The following is a 26,744-nucleotide window of genomic DNA, read 5'->3' as shown; positions in this document are numbered from 1 at the left end:
GAAATCACCATTTTCGCCGTGGCCTGTCGCCTTTTTGATTCAGACGCTTAGCTCCGGTTCAAATGATGAAATCAGCCAGAACCTGATTATCCGTAATGTCCTGATAAGCCCAACCGGCTTCACCGAATTGCTTTTCCAGAAGCTTGAAATTCGCGGCATCCTTCGTTTCGATGCCGATCAGCACCGAGCCGAAATTGCGCGCCGATTTCTTCAGATATTCGAAGCGGGCAATATCGTCTTCCGGCCCCAGCAGATCGAGGAACGAGCGCAACGCGCCCGGACGCTGCGGGAAGCGGAAAATGAAGTATTTCTTCAGACCTTCAAAGCGAAGCGCCCTTTCGCGCACATCCGGCAGGCGTTCGAAATCGAAATTGCCGCCCGAAACGACAATCACGATGCGCTTGCCCTTGATTTCGCTTTTCTTGAAATCCTTCAGCGCGTCTATGCCCAAAGCGCCCGCTGGCTCCAGCACCACGCCCTCAATATTGAGCATTTCGATGATGGTCGCGCAGAGACGGTTTTCCGGAACCGTTATGACAGACTTTGCGTCGAAGCCTTTGAGAAGCTTGAAGTTTTCTTTGCCGATCTCGGCAACCGCCGCCCCGTCGACAAAATTATCGACATGAGCAAGCTTGATGCGCTTGCCGGCCTCAAGGCTGCCTTTCAGGCTTGCGGCGCCCTTCGGTTCGACAAAGCGAAACGCGGTTTTCCAGCCGAGATCGGAAATATACTGCGTCACGCCACCGGAAAGCCCGCCGCCGCCCACCGGCAGCAGAACCAGATCGGGCTTTTTGCCCTCCGGTAGCTGCCTTTCGATTTCCAAAGCGACGGTTGCCTGTCCTTCCACGATACCCGGATGGTCGAATGGCGGCACCATGACACCGTTGTTGCTGGCCGCAAATTCCTGCGAAGCGGCATAACAAACGTCGAAAATATCGCCGACCAGCTTGATTTCAATGAATTCAGCACCGAAAGCGCGGGTCTTGTCGATTTTCTGCTGCGGCGTGGTCACCGGCATGAAAACAACACCCTTGCGACCGAAATGGCGGCAAACGAAAGCGAAACCCTGCGCGTGATTGCCTGCCGAAGCGCAGACGAACACCGCGTTCTCATCAGTCGTTTTCACTGCCTTGGAAATGAAATTGAAAGCGCCACGAATCTTGTAGGAGCGCACCGGCGTCAGATCTTCGCGCTTCAACCAAATCTCCGCACCATATTTGCGGGAGAGATAGTCGTTGAGCTGCAATTGTGTCTCGGGGAAAAGCGCACGCATTGCCTTTTCGGCCTGAGCCACGGATTTGACGAAGGCGGTCATACTGAAACTTTCTTCATTCCTACTCGATAGGGCTTATCGCTATACGGGTTTGCCCATGCAAACAAGGATGAAGGGAAACGTCTCTAACCAACGTAATAAATATTGACGATCTTGCGGTCTCCAAAGACCACCAGCGGACCGTCATTCAAAAGTTCGAACAGAACGGCTTCGTTAATTGGAAGCGGGATCGTTATTTCTTCCAGGTAAAGCGCCTGCCACGAAACAGACCGTTCCCTCTGTATCTCGCGATGCATCAAACGAAGTGCTGCCTCGGCTTCTGCGCGCTGGTCCTGGCGGAAAAATCCGCCACACCAATCCTGAACATGATCATAGGTGATTGTGTAATAGGTTACAGTGTCTGTCATACCGGCCACACCCAAAAGCACTCTCGCGGTACGCCCCCGCGTTGTGCCCTTCGATCTTTGGTGATCAGGGTGTTAGTAACCGCACAGCGACGGCCCTACGGCCTTTGGCTTCAGAGAAGCTTGGACATACGCCGCAAGCACCCTGACCATAAAGGACGAAGGTTCGGCATCTTTTGGTGATGCCAACCACGCTGTGATAAAGGGGTTACTAAGCCCCGGACCGCCGCGTAGCGGTCCATCCGTAGGCGTAGACCATTCCCGGCGGCTTGTCACATCGAAAATTCGGAGGACAACAGGCTTTTGCGGGAATGCCTCGTTATGCGCGAACCGATCAAATCCATGGCCGGGAAAGCATGTCGATTATACTGCTTTTCTATTTTAGAACATGCAGATATTCGGAAATTCGCTGTTATTGCTGACAAGCTTTCTGTCTTGAAATCATCGCGCAAATCATGACATAGAAATCCAGTCGCTGCGGTCGTGGCGAAATTGGTATACGCAACGGACTTAAAATCCGTCGCCTTTTAGGCTTGCGGGTTCAAGTCCCGCCGACCGCACCACAATTTTTCATACGCAAAAGCCGCCGTGTTTTCTCGGCGGCTTTTGTTTTAATCAGATATCTCAGCCGTGCAGCTTGGCGGTGATTTCTGCAACACGCTTGCCCTGAAAACGCGCGCCTTCCAGTTCCTGTTCGGATGGTTGGCGCGACCCGTCGCCGTCTGCCGTCGTCGTCATGCCATAGGGCGCCCCGCCGCGCACGACATCATTGCCCATCTGCCCCTGATAGGCATAGGAAAGCGGCACGATGATCATGCCATGATGCTGCAACTGCCATTGCGCCGAAATCAGCGCCAGTTCCGCGCCGCCATGTTGCGTCGCCGTTGAAACCATCACCGAGCCAACCTTGTTGAGCAGCGCGCCCTTTGCCCACAGACCACCGGTCTGATCGAGAAAATTCTTCATCTGCGAGGCCATCATGCCATAGCGGGTCGCCGTGCCCAATATAATGGCGTCATATTCGACCAGATCGTTCGGCGATGCGATGGGTGCGTCCTGATCGACCTTGTAATGCGAGGCCTTGGCGACTTCGAGCGGCACCAGTTCGGGCACCCGCTTGATCGTGACCTCTGCGCCGCCTTCGCGCGCACCTTCTGCCGCAGCCTTGGCCATCTGCTCCATATGTCCATAGGACGAATAGTACAGCACCAGAACCTTTACCATCTGACGTCTCCGTTTTCGATTTTACGGAACCCCTTTTCCGCATTCACTCAACTAGAGAGCATTTTCATTTTGGAAAGGTGGACCAAGGGAGGAACATTTTGCCTTTTGCGAAAACCGGTTGCGGCTGGGTGCGGCTGAGGCTTAACTGTCGCCAGATTGAAATGGAGTCTGGGTATGACCGACACTTCGCAGCAGGCCGTCAGGGCTGCAATGCTCGCCATTGGCGACGAACTTCTTTCCGGGCGCACCAAGGATAAGAATATCGGGCATCTCGCCGATCTGCTGACGGCTGCGGGCATTGACCTCAAGGAAGTGCGGATCGTGCCGGACGAGGAAGACGCCATCGTTGCCGCCCTCAATGCCCTGCGTGCGAACTATGATTATGTCTTTACGTCTGGCGGCATCGGCCCCACCCATGACGACATCACCGCCGACGCTGTATCGAAAGCCTTTGGCGTGCCCTGCATCTATGATGAAAAAGCCATGAAGCTTCTCGGCGACAATTATGCGCGGCGGGGTCTGGAATTCACCGATTCCCGCAAGCGCATGGCCCGCATGCCAGAGGGTTCGGAACATATCGACAATCCGGTTTCTGCTGCACCGGGCTTTCATATCGGCAATGTTTATGTGATGGCGGGCGTGCCGTCCGTGTTTCAGGCCATGCTCGACAATGTTCTCCCGACGCTGCGGACCGGGCGCAAGCTGTTGTCGCGCGCGGTGCATTGCCCGTTCGGCGAAGGCGTCATCGGCGCGCCACTGGCCGAAATCCAGAAGCAGAACCCTGATACGATCATCGGTTCCTATCCGAAATTCGAAGGCGGGCGCTTCAGCACCGAACTCGTGGTGCGCGGCAGCGATCCGCAAAAGATTGATGCGGCAGTTGTCGAAATTGAAGCCATGATTGCCGGGCTGGTGGCTTCTGGCGCAAGCTGACAACTCTTTATGCCTTGCAACCTTTTGCCTACGCAACGCGTTGCTTTCTATGCTAAAATGGAAACACAGCTGGAAGGAGATCGGTCATGACCTACAAAACGGTGGTTGCCTATTCCCGGAGCGAGGCTGAACTGAAGCGGGTTCTGTCCGCCGTCGCGCTTTTGATGCGAAAAGTGCCCGACCTTCATGTCATCGGCCTCTATTCCATCCCCTCTCCCATCGTCTATGCCGATCCCAACGGCTTTATCGATCCAGGCATGTTCGAGCTGCACGACAAGCAGCACAAGGAACTCTCCGAGCGGCTGAAACACGTCTTTGAAGAAGAAATGCGCCGTCAGGATGCGCATTTCGAATTTCGTATCACCCGCTCGGAAACCGGCACCGCCGCTGATGGCGTGTTGACCTCCTGTCTCGGCGCGGAATTGCTGGTCGCGGGCCAGCCGGACCCCGATGATCCGGCTACCAATGACGAAACCGCCGACACGATTGTCTTCAATGCAAGCTGCCCTGTGCTGCTCGTGCCCTACGCACCCGTCTTGCCGCAATTGTCCCTTGACCGGATCGTCGTTGCCTTCAACGGCAAAAGAGAGGCCGCGCGCGCCGCTTTCGATGCGCTGCCCTTGATGAAACAGGCTGGACGGACGGAAATCGTCTGGGTCGATCCGCCGGAAGCCGAGGGCGAGGACGAAGCGCTCGCCGGAACCGAATTGGCCGAATCCATCGCCCGCCATGGCATTGAGGTCAACGTGACGCCGCTCGCCTCGCATGGTCGCTATGCGCAGGATGCGCTGCGGGAGCACATCGTTGCGGAACGTGCCGATCTGCTCGTCATGGGCGCCTATAGCCATTCGCGCCTGCGCGAGCTTGTTTTCGGTGGAGTGACGCGATCCATGCTGAATGACCTCCCCGTCCTGACACTGTTTTCTCGGTGACATGTCCGCTCATTCAGAGCGGGCAATTATCCCCAATTGGTGGCAATGAACGCCTTCAAGCCATAACAGACTTGCAAGATCGGTGTTTTTGCGGTTATCAGCACTACCCGGCGCTGACTGTGCCGGGTTGAAGAAACCTTTTCATCGTATTGCAGCCCCTATTATGGTGGGCGCAGATGGCGAAAGCGAAGGTCTACACAGTTCAGCGCGCTTGACGGTGGTCATCGCGCATTTTTGGTTTAGCCAGTCTGTGGCCACAGCCCACGGACTGTTCCATGGAGCGTTTCGATGTCCTTGCCCGATAAAGCCTTTCCCGTATCCTGGGATCAGTTCCACCGCGATGCCCGCGCGCTTGCCTGGCGCATTTCCGGCATGGGGCACGATTGGCGTGCGATCGTCGCCATTACGCGCGGCGGTCTGGTGCCTGCGGCCATTATCTGCCGTGAACTCGGCATCCGCCTGATTGAAACCGTCTGCATTGCCTCCTATCACGACTACACGTCGCAGGGCGAAATGCAAATTCTGAAGGGCATCGGCGACCAGCTTCTGGAAAATGGCGGTGAAGGCGTGATCGTCGTCGACGACCTCACCGATACCGGCAAGACGGCCGCAATCGTGCGCGAGATGATGCCGAAGGCGCATTTTGCAACGGTTTATGCCAAGCCGAAAGGCCGTCCGCTGGTAGATACATTCGTGACCGAAGTATCGCAGGATACCTGGATCTATTTCCCCTGGGATATGGGCTACACCTATCTGGAACCGATTGCAGGCGACAAGCGCGGATAGTCTTCGTTTAGCGCGCGCCCCGAAAAGTGTGAAACGGATTTCGGACATAAGGCGCGTTATGACAAACTGTTAGAGTGCCGATCTGATCCAATCAGATTGAAACGCGCTCTAACGCCCGATAGTAAATTCTAAATGCCAGCCTTACCGGCTGGCATTTTTTTATTGTCCGTCACTGTTATCGCCCCAAGACCATTCAGAATGGAGGGATTTCTCAAAAAACCACGAAAATTTTCAAGGACGTGCGAAAACGAAAAAAAAGCGAAAACAAAAAAAATGATATTTTTGCCGTATTCACGTGCTATAGAAAGCACATGAAATGACGCTGATCGCGCTCAGGTTCGGCGTTCGAAAACGATACGCCTCTCCTGTATTTTAATAGTGGCTTTTAAATAAAGGGCTTTTTTCCCCTTTGTAAGAACTGTTGCGTATTTGATCAGTTGTTATTTTGGCGAATCGTTCCATTTTAAGGAAAAGAGGGAAACCAGCAGTGAAGACGGCAGCCAAACAACTTATCGCAACGGAAAAGCGTATTCTTACGCCTTCTGGCCGTTTGCAGCAGGTTGCAGCCCTTGTCTACCGCCGCGAAATGGATACCCTTCAGGTTCTCGTTATCACAAGCCGTGGCACGGGCCGCTGGATCATCCCCAAAGGTTGGCCGCAAGTCGGTCGCACGCTTGCGGAAACAGCCTTGCGCGAAGCCTTCGAAGAAGCAGGCATACGCGGCGATGTCTCCCCGGAACCCATTGGCAGCTATAATTACTGCAAGATGGATATGCCGCCAGAGCGGATCAACCAGTTTTCGGTGGCCGTTTACGCCGTCCGTTTCACCGGCCAGGAAAAAAGCTGGCCGGAACGGGATCAGCGCATCTGCGAATGGGTTTGCCCGGATGAAGCCGCCCGGCGCGTCGAAGAGACAGAGTTGAAGCAGATTCTTCTCCGTTTCGGTGATTCGGGTATGGTCGTCGCCGCCGAATAGCAGCGTCGTTTCCCCCCTCAACGCTTTTTATCCATCGTCATTCGGCTTTGATGCGGCGTTTCCTGCGGCTATTCCAGCCATAGAGCCGTATGATCCCCGTGGGCATCACGCTGACGGTGAAAATCGCGAACGTCCAACGGCGGCATTTTTCGGCAATTGCAGCGTGAATGGCGGGGCCGGAAGAGGCATTTTGCTCAAAGCTTGCATCAGCAAGCAGCCTGATCCTGCTGTTTTTGCAAAATAATTGCCCTCCATATTTGGTTAAAAAGAGGTAAAGGCGTTTTAGCCGGCTTCGTTCACAAAAGCTTCTCTTCTCCCCGTTATCCACATTCGCCCCCAGCGACTGACGCACAATATCTAGCGTTAGACGCCTTACAACAAACCAATGCTTGACGCTCGCAGCCGAGTCGTTTTTTATGAACTTATCGTTGCGTAAGTGGCGTGGCCGGGCGTCTGAATAGCCGGTCTTTCTTTCAGGTTAGTCAAGTTCTGGAACGGGCGTTGCGCTTATTCAGCGTAGTTGTCGCTCCGGGCTTCGTCGTGCCCGAATTCCGGGTCGGACCGCCTTTGGAGAAGCAGATGCAGCCACATGACGAAAGAGCGTTAACACTAGATTTAGTATTTGCGCTCATGCTTCTTACAAGATAGAGTATTTTTCGATCTGCTGATTTGTTGGTTTGCAATGCCCTGACGAGGATGGTTTCGACTGCCTTGGGGTGTTTTGTTGCGAGCCGGATACGGCAGAAGCAGGATTTTGGGGCCCCGGATATCTGCCGGTGTCCTCACCAAGAAGCCCTTCCCCGCAGTTGGGCTTTCGAAACAGAGACGCGGTACGGACAGCACGTGGCAGGCCATGGTGGAAACTCACCCTTGGGGCTACTATATATAGAACGTTTGGATGGAAAAGATGAAGATCGAACGCCGTTTCACGAAAGAGAATCAGTCGGCCTATGCGGACATCGCGTTTCGGACTGCGACCAGCGAGATCAAGAATCCCGATGGATCCATCGTATTCCGCCTGGAAAACATCAATGTACCGGCTCAGTTCAGTCAGGTTGCGGCCGATATTCTTGCGCAGAAATATTTCCGCAAGGCTGGCGTGCCTGCCCATCTGAAGAAAGTCGAAGAAAACGACGTTCCGTCGTGGCTGTGGCGCTCGGTCGCCGATGAGGATGCGCTGGCGTCGCTGCCGCAGAACGAGCGTTATGGCTCCGAAATGGATGCCTGTCAGGTTTTCGACCGTCTCGCTGGCACCTGGACCTATTGGGGCTGGAAGGGCGGCTATTTCGGTTCGGAAGAAGACGCTCTCGCCTTCCGAGATGAGCTTGCCTATATGCTCGCCACACAACGCGTCGCGCCGAACAGCCCGCAATGGTTCAACACCGGCCTGCATTGGGCTTATGGCATTGACGGCCCCGGCCAGGGCCATTTCTATGTCGACTGGCAGACCGGCAAGCTGACCAAATCCAAGTCGTCCTATGAACACCCGCAGCCGCATGCCTGCTTCATCCAGTCCGTCGCTGACGATCTGGTCAATGAAGGCGGCATCATGGATCTGTGGGTGCGTGAAGCGCGCCTGTTCAAATATGGCTCCGGCACAGGCTCCAACTTCAGCCATCTGCGTGGCGAAGGCGAAAAGCTTTCCGGCGGCGGCAAGTCGTCGGGCCTGATGAGCTTCCTCAAGATCGGTGACCGCGCTGCGGGCGCCATCAAGTCGGGCGGCACCACGCGCCGCGCTGCAAAGATGGTCGTTGTCGACATCGACCATCCGGATATCGAGGAATATATCGACTGGAAGGTGAAGGAAGAGCAGAAGGTTGCTTCGCTCGTCACCGGTTCCAAGATCGTCAAGCAGCATCTGGCTGCAATCATGAAAGCCTGCGTCAACTGCGAAGCAGATAATGACGATTGCTTCGACCCATCGAAGAACCCTGCCCTGAAGCGCGAAATCAAGGCCGCGAAGAAAAACCAGGTGCCGGAAAACTACGTCAAGCGTGTGATCCAGTTCGCGCGTCAGGGCTATACGGACATTCAGTTCAAGACCTATGACACGGACTGGGATTCGGAAGCTTATCTTACCGTTTCGGGCCAGAACTCGAACAATTCCGTCTCGCTGAAGGATGAATTCCTGCGCGCCGTCGAAAACGACAGCGATTGGAACCTGACTGCACGCAAGGACGGCAAGGTCATGAAGACGCTCAAGGCGCGCGATCTTTGGGAAAAGATCGGTTATGCCGCATGGGCGTCCGCTGATCCGGGTCTGCACTACAACACCACCATGAACGACTGGCACACCTGCCCGGTCGCAGGTCCGATCCGCGCCTCCAATCCGTGCTCGGAATATATGTTCCTTGACGATACGGCCTGTAATCTGGCGTCGATCAACCTGCTCACCTATCGCAACAAGGACGGTTCGTTCGACATTGCAGCTTACGAGCATACGGCCCGCCTGTGGACCATCGTTCTCGAAATCTCGGTGATGATGGCGCAGTTCCCGTCCAAGGAAATTGCCCGCCTCTCCTACGAATACCGCACGCTCGGCCTCGGCTATGCCAATATTGGCGGCCTGCTGATGACTTCCGGTATTCCTTATGACTCCGATGAAGGCCGCGCCATCTGCGGTGCGCTGACCGCGATCATGACCGGTATTGCCTATGCAACCTCCGCTGAAATGGCGAAGGAACTGGGCACCTTCCCAAGCTACGAACCAAACGCCGAACATATGCTGCGTGTCATGCGCAACCATCGTCTGGCCGCTCATGGCAAGACGGAAGGTTATGAAGGCCTCGCCGTCAACCCGGTGGCGCTGATTGCCGAAGACTGCCCGGATCAGGATCTGATCACCCATGCCCGCGCGGCCTGGGACAAGGCGCTGGAACTTGGCGAAAAGCATGGCTACCGCAACGCCCAGTCCACCGTTATCGCGCCAACAGGCACGATCGGCCTCGTCATGGACTGCGACACGACCGGCATCGAGCCTGACTTTGCACTGGTGAAGTTCAAGAAGCTGGCCGGTGGCGGCTACTTCAAGATCATCAACCGCGCCGTGCCGGAAGCACTCCGCACGCTCGGTTATTCGGAAAGCCAGATCGCCGAAATCGAAGCCTATGCCGTCGGTCACGGCAACATCAATCAGGCACCGGGCGTCAATCCTTCGTCGCTGCGCGGCAAAGGCTTCACCGATGAGAAGATCGAAGCCCTGAATGCTGCGCTCAAGAGCGCCTTCGACATCAAGTTCGCTTTCAACAAGTGGACGCTGGGCGAAGACTTCTGCAAGGATGTGCTGAAACTTACCGACGAACAGCTGAACGATTTCTCGTTCGAGATGCTGCCAGCCCTCGGTTTCTCCAAGAAGGACATCGAAGCCGCCAACATTCACGTTTGCGGTGCAATGACCCTCGAAGGCGCACCGTTCCTCAAGGAAGAGCATTACGCGGTGTTCGATTGCGCCAATCCATGCGGCAAGATCGGCAAGCGTTATCTGTCGGTCGATAGCCACATCCGCATGATGGCTGCCGCGCAGCCGTTCATTTCGGGCGCGATCTCCAAGACGATCAACATGCCGAATGACGCGACCGTTGAAGACTGCAAGAACGCTTACATGCTGTCCTGGAAGCTGGCTCTGAAGGCCAATGCGCTTTACCGCGATGGTTCCAAGCTCTCGCAGCCGCTCAACGCAGCGCTGATCTCGGATGATGAAGACGAAGATGATGCAGTCGAAGCGCTGATCGAAGCACCGGCAGCCGCTCGTGCCGTTCAGGTGACGGAGCGTATCGTGGAGAAGGTGATCGAGAAGATCGTGCATGAGCGCGAAAAGCTTCCGAACCGTCGTCAGGGCTATACCCAGAAGGCCGTCGTCGGCGGACACAAGGTCTATCTGCGCACCGGCGAGTTCGGTGACGGACGCCTCGGCGAAATCTTCATCGATATGCACAAGGAAGGCGCCGCCTTCCGCGCAATGATGAACAACTTTGCCATCGCCGTGTCGCTCGGCCTGCAATATGGCGTGCCGCTGGAAGAATATGTGGAGGCGTTCACCTTCACCAAGTTTGAACCGGCTGGCATCGTCATCGGCAATGACGCGATCAAGACCGCAACGTCGATCATCGACTATGTGTTCCGCGAACTGGCCGTGTCCTATCTGGGCCGCAACGATCTCGCCCATGTTGACACGAGCGATTTCTCGAACACAGCGCTTGGCAAGGGCATCAAGGAAGGCAAGACCAATCTGGTCTCGACCGGCTGGACGCGCGGCTACAAGCCGACACTGGTGACCAATACGGCACCGGGCGGCAGCGAAGCCAAGGGTTCTTCGGCATCCGCACCGCAGGCGTCGAATGTCACGACTTTGAAGTCCAGTGCCACTCCGGCTGGTCGCCCGGCGACCATCGGTCTGGTGACGGAAGGTGCAACGGCTTTCAAGCGTGAGTTCGAAGAACAGGCCGCTCCGATACAGCAGCAGGAAACCTCGGCTGCAACGGAACTGTTCTCCGACAAGGCTGCCGCCGATGCTGCTTCGGCCCGCGCTGAAAGCGCCAACTCGGCAAAGAAGCTCGAAGCGGACCGCCGCATCAAGTCGATGATGCAGGGTTACACCGGCGACAGCTGCACGGAATGCCAGAACTTCACCATGGTGCGTAACGGCACCTGCCTGAAGTGCGACACCTGCGGCGCGACGAGCGGCTGCAGCTGATCGAGCGACGGGGAAACCGCGAGCATTTTTATTGAGATAAATGAGCGCCCTTCGGGGCGCTCTTTCTATTTGTGATGAGCGAAAACAAGCCGTACATTCCGTTTCGAAAACAAATGATCTTCGATAATTTGTCGGCTCATTTCCAGGGCCGACTGATCCCCAATCCGGTTCTGTGAGGACGCGATGAAAGCGATTGTCATCCACGCTGCAAAGGACTTGCGTATTGATGAGCGCGAGCTCGAGATGGCCGGTCCGGGAGAGGTTGAAATCCGTCTCGCGGCTGGCGGCATATGCGGCTCGGACCTGCACTATTACAATCACGGCGGTTTCGGCACCGTGCGCGTCAAGGAACCGATGATCCTCGGACACGAGGTTTCCGGCCATATTGCAGCACTTGGCGAAGGGGTTTCCGGGCTCGCCATTGGCGATCTGGTCGCCATATCGCCGTCCCGCCCCTGCGGCCACTGCGAATATTGCCACAAGGGGCTGCCCAATCATTGCTTCAACATGCGCTTTTACGGATCGGCTATGCCCTTCCCGCATATTCAAGGCGCGTTCCGCGAACGGCTTGTCGCAAAAGCCAGCCAATGCGTGAAAGCCGACGGCCTCAGCGCCGGTGAAGCAGCAATGGCAGAACCGCTCTCGGTCACCCTGCACGCCACCCGCCGTGCAGGCGAGATATTGGGCAAGCGCGTGCTGGTGACAGGTTGCGGCCCGATCGGCACGCTTTCGATCCTCTCTGCCCGCCGCGCAGGCGCTGCTGAAATCGTCGCAGCGGATATTTCCGGGCCAGCGCTTGATTTTGCCCGCAAGGTCGGCGCGGACCGCACCGTCAACCTATCGGAGAACCCGGATGGTCTGGCGGAATACGCTCAGAACAAGGGTTCATTCGACATTTTGTACGAATGCTCCGGTGCAGCATCCGCCCTTGTGGCGGGCATACATGCCATCAGGCCGCGCGGCGTCATCGTGCAGCTTGGCATGGGCGGCGAAATGAACCTGCCGATCATGACGATCACAGCCAAAGAACTCGATCTGCGCGGCTCCTTCCGCTTCCACGAGGAATTCGCCATCGCGGTCAAACTCATGCAGGATGGGCTGATCGACGTCAAACCCCTCATCACGCAGACGCTGCCCCTTTCCGATGCGCTGCGCGCCTTCGACATTGCGTCGGATAAAACGCAGTCGATGAAAACCCAGATCGCATTCAGCTAGAGCATTTCCAGCAAAAGTGCGCAGCGGATTTGCGTGGGATATTGCGTAAAAACAAATAGATAGAGCGGCCCCACGATTCCGTACTAACCGGAACCGCTCTAAAGAATTTCAGGAGAAGATATGAGCGTCCAACTCTTCGATCTGACAGGCAAACGCGCGCTTGTGACCGGCTCGTCTCAGGGGATCGGCTATGCGCTGGCAAAAGGTCTCGCCGCCGCCGGTGCCGACGTCATCCTCAACGGTCGCGATGAGGCAAAGTTGAAAGTCGCTGCCGACAGCCTCGGTGTAAAGCACACACTGGCATTCGACGCGACGGATCACGACACCGTCCGCTCGGCAGTAGATGGGTTCGAAGCAGATGTCGGCGCCATCGACATTCTCGTCAACAATGCAGGCATGCAACATCGCACCCCGCTTGAAGACTTTCCAGCCGATGCCTTTGAGCGCTTGCTGAAAGCCAACGTGTCTACCGTGTTCAATGTCGGACAGGCGGTCGCCAGACATATGATCAAGCGCGGAACGGGCAAGATCATCAACATTGCCAGCGTTCAGACCGCGCTCGCAAGGCCCGGCATCGCGCCTTATACCGCGACCAAAGGTGCCGTTGGCAATCTGACCAAGGGTATGGCCACCGACTGGGCGAGATACGGCTTGCAATGCAACGCCATTGCTCCGGGATATTTCGACACGCCGCTCAACGCCGCGCTCGTTTCAGACCCGGCTTTCTCAAGCTGGCTTGAAAAGCGCACGCCTGCGGGCCGCTGGGGAAAGGTTGACGAACTCGTTGGCGCCTGCATTTTCCTTGCGTCTGGCGCGTCCTCTTTCGTCAACGGCCATGTGCTTTATGTCGATGGCGGCATCACCGCATCCCTTTGAAGGTCAAAGACTGTAGCTATTCACATCCGGATGACCGATCTGTGAACAATTCAACCGGATCGGCATCCGCTAAATACACTCTCTGCGGTTGATTTACGAGCCACACCGCATTATTTCGCAATAGATCTCGATGATACAATCATCAAAACTGTATCAGTCTTTGAACGGCGTCCATCAAAACGCACGAAAACTCGTTTCGGGAAAATCTATTGTCGGAATTCTTTGTTAAATATCCGTGGGCGGAGACGCTCACGGCACTCGGCGGATTGTTTCTCTCCGCATTCATCGCAAATTTTCTGATCAAGGCGATCCTGCTCAAGCTGCTCGACCGGCTCGTTCAGAAGACTTCATTCGGTCAGGATGAAGAACTGAAACGCCACAGCGTCATCAGCCGTCTGGCCAATATCGTTCCGGCCTTGATCATTTCTTCAGGCATTCTGGCGATACCGGGGTTGCCGGATACGGCAATCACCGTCATTCGCAATGTCGCGATCGCCTTCATCATTCTGACGCTCGCCCTCGCGATCAATTCAGCATTGGGTGTGGTCGACACGCTTTATCATCGCCGCCCAGAGGCCCGTTATCGGCCCATGAAGGGCTATATTCAGGTCGGCAAGCTGGTCGTCTATATCATCGCTGCCGTCCTCATCATTGCAACCCTGCTCGACAAGTCGCCGGTTATTCTGCTGTCCGGTGTGGGTGCCATGGCTGCGGTACTGATACTCGTTTTTCAGGACACATTGCTCTCACTGGTCGCCAGTATGCAGATCGCCTCTTCCAACATGGTTCGTGTGGGCGACTGGATCGAGATGAAAAATCTCGACGCCAATGGCGATGTGACCGAAATCGCGCTTTATACGGTCAAGGTGCAGAATTTCGACAGAACAATCACCACCATTCCGATCCGCAAGCTCGTCACCGAACCGATGAAGAACTATCGCGGCATGCAGGAATCGGGCGGCCGCCGCATCAAGCGCGCGCTCTTTATCGACCAGAATTCAATCCGCTTCCTGACCGACGACGAACGCGCGAAAATGGCGTCGGTGGACTGGCTGGCCGACTATCTGCCAAAAAAAGGCGAAGGAAATCGCCGAATGGAACGACAAGCTGGGTGACCGCGCCAAAAACCCGGTCAATACGCGCCGTTTCACCAATATCGGCACTTTCCGCGCCTATGTGGAAAACTATCTGCGCAACCATCCCGGCATCCATAAGGGCATGACGCTGCTGGTGCGCCAGATGGACCCGACCCCGGCAGGCTTGCCACTCGAAATCTACTGCTTCACCAACACCACCGTCTGGGCCTCATTCGAGCAGATACAATCCGATATTTTCGACCACCTTTATGCGGTGCTGCCGGAATTCGGCTTGAGCGCTTTCCAGAACCCGAGCGGCAAGGATTTCCGCAAGCTGGTGGTGGCTGAACCAGGTTCTAACGAAGAGCTTCGATGATCTGCGCGTCGAGGTTCTGAACGCTATAGCCGGAGCGGGATGGCGTAAGTCCCAGACGCACCACAGAAAGATGCATGGACGGTACGATCATGACGGTTTGACCGTCATGGCCGGACATCCAAAAAGCATCATCGGGAATGCCATCCTCGCCCGCTTTGGCACCGCCGGACTGCAACCAGACCTGCGCAGAACCGTAACGGCCATCCGAGGCCGCTGACGGTGTGCGCATGGACGCCACGAAATCAGCTGGCAGTACCTGCCTTCCATCGAGCTTCCCGCCCTCTGCCAGAAACGCTCCGAGACGGGCCCAATCGCGCGCGGTCGCGTACATATAGGACGACCCGGCAAAGACGCCCGACGCGTCGGTTTCCAATAGGGCGCTGCTCATGCCGAGTGGTTCGAACAAGGCGATGCGCGGATAGACCAAAGCCGCATTCCGGCTGTCGAAACTATTCATGAACAGCCTCGACAGAATATTCGCGGTCCCGCTCGAATAGTTGAATTTCGTTCCAGGTGCTGCTTCCAGTGGCAGCGAAGCGGCAAATCCCGCCATGTCCTTTTCCAGAAACAGCATGCGGGTGACATCTGCCACTGCGCCATAATTCTCGTTGAAGCGCAGCCCGCTTTCCATCGCCATCAGATTGGCGATGGTGATTCTGGCGCGCTCATCGTTCTGCCATTCCGGTAGAAGATCGCTTTTGGCCAGATCCATGCGGTTTTCCCCAATGCGCATCCCAATGAGCGTCGCCATGACAGATTTTGTCATCGACCAACCAAGCAGCGGCGTGTCGGCATTGAAGCCCTCGCCATAGGTTTCGGCGATGAGTTGACCGTTGTGAATGACCGCGATGGCCCGCATGCCGGCGCCTGCCAGTTCCTTATCCACGATAACGCTCTGCACCTTATCTGAGATCGCCACGTTCAGCGGTTGCGATGACGCTTGTGCAGCTTCATCGCTGGCGACGCTGCGGCTATCCGTCGATTGAACATTGGCGCAACCCTGACCGGGGAGAAACACAGCCTTGCTGGGGGCAAAAAAAGCCGAAAATCCGGACAGTTACGGTGTCAGTGTCATCATCAACGGCCACATTGAGGAATTTCAGCAGCGGGTTTCCCGGAGCCTGAACATCGTCTGCGAGTACCGCATCGGCGTCTCGTTTGGCGATAAAGACATTGGAACACACAATCTTGGCCGCATAACCCGTGCCCACCCGCAAAAGCTCCGGCGGGTTGAAACCGAGCCATGATGCCGCGCCGACTAACAGTAGAACAACCAAACCGACGAGAAACGTGAGAAATCGCTTCAAAAACTTCGACATGAAATACCGTTTTCTTTCAGGGCAAACCTGCCCGAGCAGGGCAATATCCAAATCTCATCTTGCGGTATGTTTCTGTGAAACGCGAGTGCAGTCAATTACCATCCGACAGCAGACCAACTAAAAAGGGCGCTGCTGCGCCCTGATTCTATCGATTGGAACTGGCCGGACCATTCCACCGGCTGCTGTGATGCCGGTAATGCCCGCGATAGTAATCGCGCTTGTAGTGACGGTGCGACCGCCACCGATGATCGCGGTAATGACGACGATCAGACCGCCAATGGTCTCTTCTGTGGTAATGCCGCTTCTTCCAGTGCTTACGCGAATGGTAGCCGCGATGATCGCGAACCTGTTCCACGTTCGAGGTCACGCCGGGCTTAGCGAGATTTGCCACTGGTGCGGCGGAAGCCGCGCCAGCTCCCACCAACAAGCCAACACCAACAATACCTGCAATAAGTCCACTAAAGAGCTTCATTCTGTATACTCCTCTTGATGGGAAGCATCATGAAACCTAGCGCATGAACTCAAAATGAACAGATTGAACTTTTCAAACATCTGTGATGATCTTAAAAGCCGTTCAATTTATTCTTCAAGAAATTTTTACACCGATAATAATTGGTTATCGCAGCGAAAAAACCAAGAAATTTCCAGCAACCAATCGTTACAAAACTTCGATTGAGATGAAATCAGACCGCGGTAAATTGTTTCTTGGCGGTCCAAGCATCCGCCGACTGGAAGACATACCAGTCTGTTAATTTGCGTGTTGCCCCCAATTAGCACGCAATTGACACGGGAGACGCCACGCTGCCCTTGTTGCGCGTCTCCCGCTCCACTCTTCGGTGCAACCTCTACGGGTTCATTTTTCTGCCGTCTTTATGCAATCATGTCCGCAGGCGCTTCGCTGCATTAGCGTTGAAGCGCCCCCGGCGTCATTATGCACCAAACACAAACGTCGGGGTTTCTCCTGTCTGATTCCCCTCCCCGCACATCAGGTCATCACGCGCCTTGGCATCAAAACGATGAACAATCCTGCCGCTCGTGCGTTAGTTACCTGTTCCAAATGTAAAACGGAGGAAATCCCGATGGACTGGAATCGTGTTGAAGGCAACTGGAAACAGGTCAAAGGTAAGATCCAGGAACAATGGGGCAAGCTGACAGACGATGATCTCGACCAGATCAGCGGTCGCCGCGAACAGCTTGAGGGTAAGATTCAGGAGCGGTACGGAGTCGCGAAAGACCGCGCCAAATCCGAAATTGATGACTGGTATAATCGACAGCAATGGCTTTCATGAATGAAACCCCGCCACGGCGGGGTTTTTTCTTAGGCTACGCTTCACGCACGGACGCAACACTGTTCTGCATGCGCCCGTCTTGAGCCCGCCCGACTTTCCCGGTATCCAAGAGCTGAGACTGTTCGATGTTCTGCTGCGCAGGGGTTTTAAATGTCGCATAAACTGAATGTTGCTGCTTGTGCATTGGCGCTTCCTGCGCTGGCATCCTGCACGTCGCCTTCAGCCAGCGTCAATCCGCCGAAGCCGCCAGTCGATCCGACACCTATCCTCGGCACCTGGTGCAGCAATAATGACAAGCGCTTCACAATTTCGCAGGAGCGCTTCGACAGCCGCGACATGCAGTGTACCGTCATGAAGCTCGACAATTACAAAGGAACGTTCACGCTCAATCTGGTTTGCGAAAACGACCAACAGCAGGCCAGTGAAAACGTGACCATCACGCCGATTGGTGACGCAGTGGAAATCGTATTCCTGTCGAAAGGCGTGCGCCACACGCGGGCCAACCGTTGCGGGCCTGCCCCTTCTGCGCCTGTTGTGGCGCCTACGCCATCCGAGCCCACCCCGGCCTCTCCGGTCGTACAATAACAGATAGCCAGCACGACACCTCTGCACGGTTGAGAATTCCGGGCTTGCTCGGAGTTTCGCAGCAGCGTGCCTGCTATTTTTCCGCCGGTCTAAATCGCATGCGGGCGACGACCGGCGCAGGTTTCCTCATGAAACAGGCAAAAAATGTCGGAACGATCCTGAAATCAAACCGTTAGGACTATGAACACTCAATGCAGAAAGGAGAGCAGTTATGTTTAGAACGACACTTCTGACGGCAGCGTGTGCACTCTTGATTGGTGCTCCAGCCCTTGCGCAGACGGCGGCTCCCACCGCGACAACGCCCGGCACGGATGCGCCCGCACAACAGGATCTGCCTGTTTCCACCAAGAACATGTTCGGCACAGCACCCTCGCCCGACAACAATAAGATCGGCTTTGTCGAGCCTAAGGAAGGCGAAGTTCTCGTCTCAAGCTTCATTGGCCGCAGCGTTTATGAAAGCGATGCCAATGATGCAAAATCCATCGGTAAGCTGAATGACCTGATCGTCAGTGCTGATGGTTCGGTTGTAGCAGCCGTGATCGGCGTCGGCGGCTTCCTTGGCGTCGGTGAGAAGGACGTGGCCGTAAGCCCGGATGTCTTGCAGCTCGCGACCCGTAGCGACGGAAACACCTGGCTGGTTCTCAGCGCAACGAAGGACCAGTTGACCGCAGCGCCTGCTTTCGACCGCTCCAAGGTCTTCACCAATGGCGTGGCCGATCCAAACGCAGCCAAGGAAAGCGAGGCTCCGGCCAGCGGTGAGACGACTACCCCGGCGACACCCGCAACGCCTGCCCCGGCTCAATAAAAGCTGACCAAATGACAGCTATGGCCCCGATCTGTGATAGGTTCGGGGCCATAACCGATTCAGCGGACCTTTCTCACAAAGGCCCGCACTTTTATCCATTGGGCTCAATCGGAGGCTACGCCAATGAAGAAAGCTGTTCTCATCTGCATCGCGGCATTGTCGGCCAGCAGCTTCGCCGCAATCAATTCCGTTGAGGCCTCGACCTCTCCCAAGCAGCGCGCCGCCGAAGTCAAGGCCGTCATCGACGCGGTCTCTCGCGAACTGCCGAAGAACCCGATCAATACGGTTATGTATATCCGGGCGAATAATTTCGAGGTTCTCGCCGGCACCTGCACCGTGCGCGCGCATATCGTCTCTTCCAAGCCCACCGCGTCGGACAAAGGCGACAAGATCAAGGTCCGCCTCAACCGGCAGCGTTGCGCACGCTAGAACGCATTCTGAAGCGCCTGCGTTTGTAAGAGATTGCTTATTGTTAATGTCGCTCAATATGGCGGATTAAGCGTATCCGTGCGATAGTATCGGCCATGAGAACAAGGGCGCTAATAAGAACACGGCATACCGCTCTGATGGCGGTCAGGGTGCTGTGTCTTATCGTGCCGATTATTGTCGCCCTCACCGCCCTCATGCTTATCGCCAAATATGACGACGACAGGAATATCGTGACGAATACCGGCGTTGCAGGCGCGACGATGCCGAACGGCAACTGAACGATTTTCGCAATGCATTTGGGCGGTTGGAAAATGGTGGGCGCGTCCAGGAAGACGTAATGAGAGTTTGCCCCGCGTAACGGGGCAAATCCCTCAACCGCCGAAAGATGATGTTTTCCCTCCGCGATTCGCCGAACCAAAGCTCAATGTAGGTTTTTTATTGCCGCTCGCAACAATGGTCGCGGTCGATTTATCGGACTTCACTGTCTGGGTATCTATGTTTCCGTTGATCGGTGCAGCTGCAAATGCAGTGCCTGCGGTCATGAATGCACCAACGGCTAACAAAGCTATGGTCTTCATCGTTCCTCCTTTGCTGGCCCCGCCAGCTGACGCCGAAAATACGATGAGATCGTGCGGGCGTTGACACACAATCCGGTGTCACGAAACGCTAGATTTCATTTAAATGGTATACGGCACTTGTCGTATTTCGGCATGATAGGACGCAGAAAATAAACGCCCCACACCACATGATGGACGCTGCGGAGGCATTAGAGCTTGATTTGTGGCAATAAATGGTGGGCGCGACAGGGATTGAACCTGTGACCCCTCCCGTGTGAAGGGAGTGCTCTACCGCTGAGCTACGCGCCCTTAGAGGCACATATGTGCTCAATCAAGGTGACGCGGATATACGTTCCCGCTCAGGGCAAAGTCAAGCATGACCACACTTATTTCCCAAATGATTTTCCCTGCCGAAAACCGTCCGGGCAGACCCAACGAAAATGGCGACTATCGAACGATAGCCGCCATATCCAAGGATTAAACATCCGTACTTCTGACAGATACCAGGGGCGTAACGCCGATTAAATTGCTGCCAGACGCGAAGCCACCGTCTTGTCGGATGCCTTCTGCATGCCCGAGTCGCGATCATAAACGTCACTGTAATAACGAATCTGGCCATTCGCATCCGGCCATGCCGTGAAATAGGAAATATAGACCGGCACCGGCTCCGGCACCTTGATGCCGCGCTCGTTCTTGCCGAAATATTTCTCCAGATCGCCGACTGGCTTACCCAGCACTGCCGCAGCCATATCACGTGGGCGTTCCAGACGAATGCAGCCATGGCTCAGCGCACGCATGTCGCGGCTGAAATAGGACTTTGCCGGCGTATCATGCATGTAGATATCATGTTCGTTCGGGAACAGGATTTTCAGTTCGCCCAAGGCATTGTCGAGGCTCGGCTTCTGACGAATACCGACATGCGCCTTTCCCGAAGCAACCGCGCTCCAATTAACGGCGCTCGCCGAAACCTTCTTGCCGCCGACATAGACTTCATAGCCGTTGCGGTCGAGATAGCTCGTGTCGCGCATGACCTTCGGCAGCATTTCGTTCAGAATAATTGAACGCGGCACACCCCAGGACGGATTGAAGACGACGGTTTGCACCTTGTTGTAGAAGAAATAGGTCTGATGGGTCGGCGAGCCAATCACCACATTCATACCCAGCTTTTCCTGGCCGCCTTCGAAATATTCAGCGCGGTATGCGGGCTGGTTGACCATTACATAGCGCGTGCCGAAATCATGCGGCAGCCAGCGCAGACGTTCCATCGAATAGAGAATACGGTCGCGCTTGACGGATGATTGCTCACCCTGCAACGCCGAAATCGTGTTTCGTCCGATAACCCCATCGGGCGCGCCGCCTGAAAGCTTCTGATAGTCCTTGATCGCGGAAACAAGTTCCGGATCGTAAAGGCTCGTATCGGCATGGGCCTGCAACACATCGCGGTGCTTTTCCAGATAATCAGCAGGCGCGTGTTTGGTAATCAGGGCAACCACCTTGCTCAACTGGTCGCTCGTGTCGCCCGGACGAATGACGCCGTCGAGCGACACGCGAATGGGTTCGCCCGTCGGTGCATCTGTCTGGGACAAAGCCTGCTTCAAAGCCGCATATTGCGCATTATCCGGCTGGAACCCGTGCAAATAGGCGGATGCATCCGCTTCACCGGCCAGTCTTTCCAGCACAGTTTTGGGATCGACGCGATCACGCGGCAGGTCGTGGAAACCGCTCAGGCGGTCGGCGATCACGCGTCCCTCGCCTGCATCCATCGCATAGCGCAATGCCCGGGCCGACATGCGAACTTCAAACTCTGCCAGCTTCTGCTGACGTTCCGCATTCTGCGACGGATCGAAATTGTCCGAAGGGATCGTGACTGCATATTCATCCGGATTGAGACCGTCTTCGCCAGCGCGTGCGAAGAAAGCGGCTACGGCCTTGGCGCGGTCAAGCACCTTGCCGTCGGCAGACCACATGAAAGAACGGTTGGTCGAATAATAGGAAACAATCGCTTCAGCGATTGGCTTTTCAGCCTTCACATCAACCGACTTCAGATAGTCCATGGCGGCGTCGAAAGCGCGGTTGCCAGCCGTTTCGGTCGTATCAGGCGCCTTTTCCACACGGATCGGCGACATGCCGGATGTCAGTGGATCAACAGTTGGCGCAGAGGTTGCCGCAGTCACCTGCAGATCGAGCGCGCTGAAATCGATCTTGATCAGCGTTTCCGGCTTGTAATCATAAATCTCCGGCCCCTTGACCGTCACACGCTGCGCGGGCGGAGCGATACGCGTGCGCGCTGCCGGTGCGGCGGCAGCTGGTGCTGCTTTTATGCGCGGCGCGGCCGCTGCGGGTGGAAGCGGTGCTACGGGCTGCTCGGCCTGTTGGCGGCGCTGTTGAAACAGCTCGAAAAGTGAATTTGCTGCCTGTGCCTGCGTGACCGGGAACAAGGCCGATGCGGCAAGAGCCAGTACCATCGCATTGCGGATATAAGACCCGCTGGTGCGATTTTTCTTTGCATCCATCTGCGCGCGCCGAGAAAACTGCATTTCAACCGCCAAAGTTAGCATGTCCGCCGAAAGGCGAATCCGTCTCAATCATTTCGCGTAGATTTTATGAATCTCGTATAGAAAGTTTTAACGCTAATGCCACTTCTTTCAATTTCTTGCTCGAAAATAATCACAAAACTTTGAGGGAGGCGCATCCGCGCAACAGCTGTCCCGCAAGGGATGCCGCTCGCCATTCCCCTCATTGCGCAATGTGCCGCAGTGGATTCCGCCTCTCATCGCGCTAAAAGCCCCTCAGAATTAACCCCGGACGCTGCCCGGTAATCCGGGTTTTGAGCAACATACGTGCAGGCTGGCGATCTCGCGATTTCTGGCCGGTGCGGCAGGCAAGCAAGCGAGGTACCACGATGGCAGAAGCAAGCGCCGCCGATCTCTTTCCTCTTGGCGAAGACACCACCCCTTACCGCAAACTAACCTCCGACCATGTTTCGGTCGATACGTTCAAGGGTCAGGAAATTCTGACCGTCGACCCGGAAGGTCTGCGTCTTCTGTCCGAGGCGGCATTTGCCGACATCAACCATCTGCTGCGTCCCGGCCATTTGCAGCAGCTTGCCAAAATCATGGAAGACCCGGAAGCGACCGACAATGATCGCTTCGTCGCCTATGATCTTCTGAAAAACGCGAATATCGCCGCAGGCGGCGTCCTGCCGATGTGTCAGGATACCGGCACCGCGATCATCATGGGCAAGAAGGGCCGTCGCGTCTGGACAGAAGGCGGCGATGCCGATGCGCTCGGCAGCGGCGTGCTCGACGCCTATAACAAGAAGAACCTGCGTTATTCGCAGCTGGCGCCGCTGTCGATGTTCGAAGAGAAGAACACCAAGAACAACCTGCCTGCGCAGATCGACATTTATGAAGAAGGCGAAGACGCCTACAAGTTCCTCTTCGTGGCAAAGGGTGGCGGCTCAGCCAACAAGACGTTCCTTTATCAGGGCACGCCTTCGCTGTTGACCCATGACCGGATGATCGACTTCCTCAAGGACAAGATCCTGAGCCTCGGCACGGCGGCCTGCCCGCCTTACCATCTCGCTATCGTCATCGGCGGCACGTCAGCCGAGATGAACCTCAAGACGGTCAAGCTCGCCTCGACGCGTTATCTCGACAGCCTCCCGACGGCGGGTTCGGAAACTGGCCATGCGTTCCGCGATCTGGAAATGGAAGCCGAAATCCACAAGCTGACCCAGTCACTGGGCGTCGGCGCGCAGTTCGGCGGCAAATATTTCTGCCATGACGTGCGCGTCATCCGTCTGCCGCGCCATGGCGCATCGCTGCCGATCGGTATCGGCGTGTCCTGCTCGGCAGACCGTCAGGCCAAAGGCAAGATCACCAAGGAAGGCATCTTTCTGGAACAGCTGGAGACCAATCCCGCGCAATACATGCCGGATATCGACGAAGAAAAGCTCTCCTCGCATGTGGTGAAGATCGACCTCAACCAGCCGATGGCCGAAATCTTGAAGGAGCTGTCCAAGCATCCCGTCAAGACACAGCTTTCGCTGACTGGCCCGATTATCGTCGCCCGCGATCTGGCACATGCGAAAATTCGCGAACGGCTGGAAAACGGCGAATCCATGCCGGATTATTTCAAGAACCACCCGATTTATTATGCCGGTCCGGCCAAGACTCCCGCTGGTTATGCATCGGGTTCGTTCGGCCCGACGACGGCTGGGCGCATGGATTCCTATGTCGACCAGTTCCAGTCGTTTGGCGGCTCCATGGTGATGCTCGCCAAGGGTAACCGTTCGCGTCAGGTGCGCGAAGCCTGCGGAAGCCATGGCGGTTTCTATCTCGGCTCCATTGGTGGTCCCGCCGCCCGTCTGGCGCAGGACTGCATCAAGAAAGTGGAAGTGGTCGAGTATCCAGAACTCGGCATGGAAGCCATCTGGCGCATCGAAGTGGAAGATTTCCCAGCTTTCATCGTCATCGACGACAAGGGCAATGATTTCTTCAAGGAACTCAACCTGGGTTGATCTGGCCCGATTGATCTCCGAAACGAATAAGGGCGGCTTCCAGAGCCGCCCTTTTTGTATCAGGCATTCGCACCGCCATCGGCAGTTAGCGTAGCACCCGTAACGAAGCGCGACTCTGGACCGGCAAGCCATGCCACCAAGCTTGCAATATCATCCGGCGAGCCATAGCTGCCGGTCGCAATGCGCTCCAGCTGCGGACCGGAGTGATCGCCGTCAGCAGGATTCATATCCGTATTGGTAGACCCCGGCTGCACGACATTCACCGTAACGCCCTTGGGGCCAAGATCGCGGGCAAGCCCCTTCGTCAGACCAATGAGCGCCGACTTGCTGGCGGCATAGAGGCTGATCCCCGGCCATGCGACAAGGTCCGCCAGATTGGAGCCAATGGTGACGATACGCCCGCCCTCGCCCAGATGCGGCGCAGCCGCTATAACAGCGGCGAAAACAGCTCGGAAATTGACCGCCATCACCTCATCGAAATCCGCAATCGTCGTCTCACCCAGCGGAGCAGCGCGCCAGATGCCAGCGCTGTTGACCAGAATATCCAGCCGTCCCAGCTCTTTGACCGCCGCTGCAATCGCGGCGGCAATTTCATCCGCATGACGATTATCCGCCTTGAACGCGACTGCCCGGCCGCCTTCGGCGGCAATCTCGGACACGACCGCTTCGGCTTTTTCCCTGGAACTCACATAGGTGATGGCGACGATGGCACCGTCCTTGGCCAGCCGTCGCGCAATCGCGGCACCAATGCCGCGGCTGCCGCCGGTTACGAAGGCCACCTTCCCATTCAAAGGTTTTCCCGACATGAAATATCCTTTCTGTAACGATTGATACATAAAAGGTGTCAGGCTTGTCGAATGACGTCAAGTGGATTATTTAACGATCAATACAAAAAAGGAGATAGCCGTGTCGGAACGCGGAAGACCTCGCAACTTTGACCGAGAAAAAGCATTGCGCGCAGCAATGTATGTTTTCTGGGAAAAGGGCTTTGACGGCGCATCACTGTCAGACCTGACAGCCGCCATGGGCATCAATGCGCCGAGCCTCTATGCCGCCTTCGGCAGCAAGGAGGGGCTTTATATGCATGCCTTGTCGCTCTATTCGAGCGAAGTCGGCACAGATATCTGGACGCAACTGGAAGAAACATCGGACGTAAAGCAGGCATTCGAGCGCTTTTTGCTGGTGAGTGCCGAGACTTTCTCGGTCACCGACAAGCCGCGCGGATGCCTGATCGCGCTGGATGCGCTGTACCGCACCCAGTCCAGCCAGAATGTCTGCAATGAACTAAAGGCGCGTCGCAACGGGAATATCAACGTGCTGCGCGCCCGCCTTCAACGCAGTGTCGAGGAAGGCTCCTTGCCCGCGACCATCGACACGGACGCTATCGCCACCTTTTACGCGACGGTACAGAACGGTATGTCCATCCTGGCGCGCGATGGTGGCAGCGTGGAAAGTCTTGTCGCCACGGCGCATGGCGCGATGGCGGCGTGGGACAGGCTCACCGCGGCCTGATTGGTTACGGGCCGCTTATGCCACGGCGCGCAGGGGCACTGGACCGCTCACGTAATCCGCGATTTTGTCGGCCACATCCGTGCTGGCGATGATCCGCCGGTGGCCAAGACCGTCAGCCCAGTGCAGACGGACATGCGGCCCCGCTTTCGCTGCCATTTCCGCACAGCGCGCTGGCACTTCCTTGTCGTCGCGTGCGTGAATAACCAGCGTCGGGATCAACAATCGGCGCAGATGCGCATCGGTATCGAAATCATGGATCGGGCGCGCGGCGATTTGCTGGACCGTGTCCTTCATCGCCTGACGCACATCGGCGTTCAGGCGAAGCACCTTTCCGAATCCGTCGAAAACACCCTCCATCGAATGCGGTGACGCAATCGTGACCAGCTTGGCGGGACGCCGCTCACGATAACAACCAAGCGGCCCCGCAGCTGCATTGACGACAACCGCACCGCCGAAGGAATGCCCGACCATGGCGTAGAACGGCCCATACTGACGCCACGCGGCATCCACCGCCGCGATGGCCCGGATGAAATCCAGTTCGCGTCCCGCTGAAGCGCCATGCCCCGGCAGATCGAGAGCGACAACCCGTTCGCCGCGTGCGACCAGCGCGCTGATAATGGCCATCATATCCGCGCTGCGTGAACCCCAGCCATGCACTACCAGCGAGGTACGGGCATTCTGTCGAGCGATCCCTGCTGGCTCGAAAAGATAGGTTGCGACAACGCCCCGATCGATAATCAGGTCAAGCCGCTTTGCCTTGAACAACTCGCGGCTCGTCTGACGCAGCCTTTCCGCATAGGCTTTTGTTTGGGGCTTACGGCTCGGTGTGCGACAGAAAATCCTGAATGCCGCGCGGCCGGCACGTTCCGGTGCGATGCGCCCAAGCACACCCAGACCGAATCGCGTAACCTGTAGGGATAACGTCGCCATAACGGGGCCTCAATCATGTTCAATCCTGAACA

At 56.2% G+C, this 26,744-nt stretch carries 22 protein-coding genes, 2 tRNA genes and 2 pseudogenes; 16 read left to right on the top strand and 10 right to left on the bottom strand.

Annotated elements, in window-relative coordinates; genetic code table 11:
- Positions 1-58 precede the first annotated feature (58 nt).
- Positions 59-1,315 (bottom strand): threonine ammonia-lyase IlvA, encoded by a 1,257-nt coding sequence (gene ilvA, locus QLQ11_RS02930; protein ID WP_283735852.1) that lies wholly within the window; start codon positions 1,313-1,315, stop codon positions 59-61.
- Positions 1,316-1,398: 83 nt separating this feature from the next.
- Positions 1,399-1,680 (bottom strand): hypothetical protein, encoded by a 282-nt coding sequence (locus tag QLQ11_RS02925; protein WP_140024992.1) that lies wholly within the window; start codon positions 1,678-1,680, stop codon positions 1,399-1,401.
- Between the two features lie 474 nt (positions 1,681-2,154).
- On the opposite strand from QLQ11_RS02925, the gene QLQ11_RS02920 reads away from it, so the two are divergent.
- Positions 2,155-2,240, top strand: a tRNA-Leu gene (locus tag QLQ11_RS02920).
- 61 nt (positions 2,241-2,301) lie between these two features.
- On the opposite strand, the gene wrbA is transcribed toward QLQ11_RS02920, so the two are convergent.
- On the bottom strand, positions 2,302-2,901 hold the full coding sequence (gene wrbA, locus QLQ11_RS02915) for an NAD(P)H:quinone oxidoreductase type IV (RefSeq protein ID WP_109369097.1): 600 nt from the start codon (positions 2,899-2,901) through the stop codon (positions 2,302-2,304).
- A 174-nt stretch (positions 2,902-3,075) separates the two neighbouring features.
- On the opposite strand from wrbA, the gene QLQ11_RS02910 reads away from it, so the two are divergent.
- From QLQ11_RS02910 to QLQ11_RS02895, 4 genes are all read left to right on the top strand, one after another.
- Positions 3,076-3,834 (top strand): competence/damage-inducible protein A, encoded by a 759-nt coding sequence (locus QLQ11_RS02910; protein ID WP_140024994.1) that lies wholly within the window; start codon positions 3,076-3,078, stop codon positions 3,832-3,834.
- 86 nt (positions 3,835-3,920) lie between these two features.
- Entirely contained in the window at positions 3,921-4,766 is an 846-nt protein-coding gene (locus QLQ11_RS02905; protein ID WP_109369099.1) for a universal stress protein, read from the top strand.
- 288 nt (positions 4,767-5,054) lie between these two features.
- Positions 5,055-5,552: a xanthine phosphoribosyltransferase gene (gene gpt / locus QLQ11_RS02900; protein WP_109369100.1), complete on the top strand. Its 498-nt coding sequence runs from the start codon at positions 5,055-5,057 to the stop codon at positions 5,550-5,552.
- 487 nt (positions 5,553-6,039) lie between these two features.
- Positions 6,040-6,528, top strand: coding sequence for an NUDIX hydrolase (locus QLQ11_RS02895; RefSeq protein WP_140024995.1), 489 nt, complete (start codon positions 6,040-6,042; stop codon positions 6,526-6,528).
- A 37-nt stretch (positions 6,529-6,565) separates the two neighbouring features.
- On the opposite strand, the gene QLQ11_RS02890 is transcribed toward QLQ11_RS02895, so the two are convergent.
- Positions 6,566-6,856, bottom strand: a complete 291-nt coding sequence (locus QLQ11_RS02890) for a hypothetical protein (RefSeq protein WP_371835909.1) — start codon at positions 6,854-6,856, stop codon at positions 6,566-6,568.
- A 579-nt stretch (positions 6,857-7,435) separates the two neighbouring features.
- On the opposite strand from QLQ11_RS02890, the gene QLQ11_RS02885 reads away from it, so the two are divergent.
- The 4 genes and pseudogenes from QLQ11_RS02885 (at position 7,436) to QLQ11_RS02870 (ending at position 14,764) form a co-directional block, all read left to right on the top strand.
- The gene (locus tag QLQ11_RS02885; RefSeq protein ID WP_283735853.1) at positions 7,436-11,221 is read left to right on the top strand and encodes a vitamin B12-dependent ribonucleotide reductase; all 3,786 of its coding nucleotides are present in this window, start codon (positions 7,436-7,438) and stop codon (positions 11,219-11,221) included.
- 183 nt (positions 11,222-11,404) lie between these two features.
- Entirely contained in the window at positions 11,405-12,436 is a 1,032-nt protein-coding gene (locus tag QLQ11_RS02880; protein ID WP_371835908.1) for an L-idonate 5-dehydrogenase, read from the top strand.
- A gap of 120 nt (positions 12,437-12,556) precedes the next feature.
- Complete coding sequence (locus QLQ11_RS02875; protein WP_283735854.1) at positions 12,557-13,312, top strand: SDR family oxidoreductase; 756 nt, start codon at positions 12,557-12,559, stop codon at positions 13,310-13,312.
- A 209-nt stretch (positions 13,313-13,521) separates the two neighbouring features.
- Positions 13,522-14,764 (top strand): annotated as a pseudogene (locus QLQ11_RS02870) (mechanosensitive ion channel family protein).
- Here QLQ11_RS02870 and QLQ11_RS02865 read toward each other — a convergent pair.
- Positions 14,745-16,083, bottom strand: a pseudogene (locus QLQ11_RS02865) (serine hydrolase domain-containing protein). The pseudogenes QLQ11_RS02870 and QLQ11_RS02865 sit on opposite strands and share 20 nt — an antisense overlap.
- Before the next feature lie 1,079 nt (positions 16,084-17,162).
- Between QLQ11_RS02865 and QLQ11_RS02860 the strand changes: the two are divergent.
- The 5 genes from QLQ11_RS02860 (at position 17,163) to QLQ11_RS02840 (ending at position 19,469) form a co-directional block, all read left to right on the top strand.
- Positions 17,163-17,372: a CsbD family protein gene (locus tag QLQ11_RS02860; protein WP_109369106.1), complete on the top strand. Its 210-nt coding sequence runs from the start codon at positions 17,163-17,165 to the stop codon at positions 17,370-17,372.
- A 150-nt stretch (positions 17,373-17,522) separates the two neighbouring features.
- Positions 17,523-17,957, top strand: coding sequence for a hypothetical protein (locus tag QLQ11_RS02855; RefSeq protein WP_180917971.1), 435 nt, complete (start codon positions 17,523-17,525; stop codon positions 17,955-17,957).
- 211 nt (positions 17,958-18,168) lie between these two features.
- Entirely contained in the window at positions 18,169-18,762 is a 594-nt protein-coding gene (locus QLQ11_RS02850) for a PRC-barrel domain-containing protein (protein ID WP_109369107.1), read from the top strand.
- Between the two features lie 123 nt (positions 18,763-18,885).
- Complete coding sequence (locus QLQ11_RS02845; protein WP_109369108.1) at positions 18,886-19,191, top strand: hypothetical protein; 306 nt, start codon at positions 18,886-18,888, stop codon at positions 19,189-19,191.
- A 137-nt stretch (positions 19,192-19,328) separates the two neighbouring features.
- Positions 19,329-19,469, top strand: a complete 141-nt coding sequence (locus tag QLQ11_RS02840; RefSeq protein WP_167836033.1) for a hypothetical protein — start codon at positions 19,329-19,331, stop codon at positions 19,467-19,469.
- A gap of 93 nt (positions 19,470-19,562) precedes the next feature.
- On the opposite strand, the gene QLQ11_RS02835 is transcribed toward QLQ11_RS02840, so the two are convergent.
- The 3 genes from QLQ11_RS02835 to QLQ11_RS02825 all read right to left on the bottom strand — a co-directional run bounded on the left by QLQ11_RS02835 (position 19,563) and on the right by QLQ11_RS02825 (position 22,261).
- Positions 19,563-19,769, bottom strand: coding sequence for a hypothetical protein (locus QLQ11_RS02835; protein WP_109369109.1), 207 nt, complete (start codon positions 19,767-19,769; stop codon positions 19,563-19,565).
- Positions 19,770-19,982: 213 nt separating this feature from the next.
- A tRNA-Val gene (locus QLQ11_RS02830) sits at positions 19,983-20,057 on the bottom strand.
- Between the two features lie 212 nt (positions 20,058-20,269).
- Positions 20,270-22,261: a murein L,D-transpeptidase gene (locus QLQ11_RS02825; protein WP_371835907.1), complete on the bottom strand. Its 1,992-nt coding sequence runs from the start codon at positions 22,259-22,261 to the stop codon at positions 20,270-20,272.
- Positions 22,262-22,650: 389 nt separating this feature from the next.
- Between QLQ11_RS02825 and QLQ11_RS02820 the strand changes: the two genes are divergently transcribed.
- Positions 22,651-24,270 (top strand): fumarate hydratase, encoded by a 1,620-nt coding sequence (locus QLQ11_RS02820; RefSeq protein WP_109369110.1) that lies wholly within the window; start codon positions 22,651-22,653, stop codon positions 24,268-24,270.
- 59 nt (positions 24,271-24,329) lie between these two features.
- Here QLQ11_RS02820 and QLQ11_RS02815 read toward each other — a convergent pair whose 3' ends face one another.
- Entirely contained in the window at positions 24,330-25,076 is a 747-nt protein-coding gene (locus QLQ11_RS02815; protein WP_109369111.1) for an SDR family oxidoreductase, read from the bottom strand.
- 100 nt (positions 25,077-25,176) lie between these two features.
- Here QLQ11_RS02815 and QLQ11_RS02810 point away from each other — a divergent pair, with 100 nt between their 5' ends.
- Positions 25,177-25,782: a TetR/AcrR family transcriptional regulator gene (locus QLQ11_RS02810; RefSeq protein ID WP_109369112.1), complete on the top strand. Its 606-nt coding sequence runs from the start codon at positions 25,177-25,179 to the stop codon at positions 25,780-25,782.
- A gap of 15 nt (positions 25,783-25,797) precedes the next feature.
- On the opposite strand, the gene QLQ11_RS02805 is transcribed toward QLQ11_RS02810, so the two are convergent.
- Positions 25,798-26,712, bottom strand: a complete 915-nt coding sequence (locus QLQ11_RS02805) for an alpha/beta fold hydrolase (RefSeq protein ID WP_283735858.1) — start codon at positions 26,710-26,712, stop codon at positions 25,798-25,800.
- Between the last annotated feature and the right edge of the window lie 32 nt (positions 26,713-26,744).

Origin of the sequence: Ochrobactrum sp. SSR (assembly GCF_030067775.1) — a bacterium.
Lineage (GTDB): Bacteria > Pseudomonadota > Alphaproteobacteria > Rhizobiales > Rhizobiaceae > Brucella > Brucella teleogrylli.
The sequence above is the reverse complement of the archived record's forward strand: the minus strand, read 5'-3'. Positions and strand labels throughout refer to the sequence as shown.

Bases quoted from the DNA above. Each gene is read 5' to 3' on its own strand.
- ilvA (WP_283735852.1), bottom strand. From the start codon at position 1,315: ATGACCGCCTTCGTCAAATCCGTGGCTCAGGCCGAAAAGGCAATGCGT.
- QLQ11_RS02925 (WP_140024992.1), bottom strand. From the start codon at position 1,680: ATGACAGACACTGTAACCTATTACACAATCACCTATGATCATGTTCAG.
- wrbA (WP_109369097.1), bottom strand. From the start codon at position 2,901: ATGGTAAAGGTTCTGGTGCTGTACTATTCGTCCTATGGACATATGGAG.
- QLQ11_RS02910 (WP_140024994.1), top strand. From the start codon at position 3,076: ATGACCGACACTTCGCAGCAGGCCGTCAGGGCTGCAATGCTCGCCATT.
- QLQ11_RS02905 (WP_109369099.1), top strand. From the start codon at position 3,921: ATGACCTACAAAACGGTGGTTGCCTATTCCCGGAGCGAGGCTGAACTG.
- gpt (WP_109369100.1), top strand. From the start codon at position 5,055: ATGTCCTTGCCCGATAAAGCCTTTCCCGTATCCTGGGATCAGTTCCAC.
- QLQ11_RS02885 (WP_283735853.1), top strand. From the start codon at position 7,436: ATGAAGATCGAACGCCGTTTCACGAAAGAGAATCAGTCGGCCTATGCG.
- QLQ11_RS02880 (WP_371835908.1), top strand. From the start codon at position 11,405: ATGAAAGCGATTGTCATCCACGCTGCAAAGGACTTGCGTATTGATGAG.
- QLQ11_RS02875 (WP_283735854.1), top strand. From the start codon at position 12,557: ATGAGCGTCCAACTCTTCGATCTGACAGGCAAACGCGCGCTTGTGACC.
- QLQ11_RS02860 (WP_109369106.1), top strand. From the start codon at position 17,163: ATGGACTGGAATCGTGTTGAAGGCAACTGGAAACAGGTCAAAGGTAAG.
- QLQ11_RS02855 (WP_180917971.1), top strand. From the start codon at position 17,523: ATGTCGCATAAACTGAATGTTGCTGCTTGTGCATTGGCGCTTCCTGCG.
- QLQ11_RS02850 (WP_109369107.1), top strand. From the start codon at position 18,169: ATGTTTAGAACGACACTTCTGACGGCAGCGTGTGCACTCTTGATTGGT.
- QLQ11_RS02845 (WP_109369108.1), top strand. From the start codon at position 18,886: ATGAAGAAAGCTGTTCTCATCTGCATCGCGGCATTGTCGGCCAGCAGC.
- QLQ11_RS02840 (WP_167836033.1), top strand. From the start codon at position 19,329: ATGGCGGTCAGGGTGCTGTGTCTTATCGTGCCGATTATTGTCGCCCTC.
- QLQ11_RS02835 (WP_109369109.1), bottom strand. From the start codon at position 19,769: ATGAAGACCATAGCTTTGTTAGCCGTTGGTGCATTCATGACCGCAGGC.
- QLQ11_RS02825 (WP_371835907.1), bottom strand. From the start codon at position 22,261: ATGGATGCAAAGAAAAATCGCACCAGCGGGTCTTATATCCGCAATGCG.
- QLQ11_RS02820 (WP_109369110.1), top strand. From the start codon at position 22,651: ATGGCAGAAGCAAGCGCCGCCGATCTCTTTCCTCTTGGCGAAGACACC.
- QLQ11_RS02815 (WP_109369111.1), bottom strand. From the start codon at position 25,076: ATGTCGGGAAAACCTTTGAATGGGAAGGTGGCCTTCGTAACCGGCGGC.
- QLQ11_RS02805 (WP_283735858.1), bottom strand. From the start codon at position 26,712: ATGGCGACGTTATCCCTACAGGTTACGCGATTCGGTCTGGGTGTGCTT.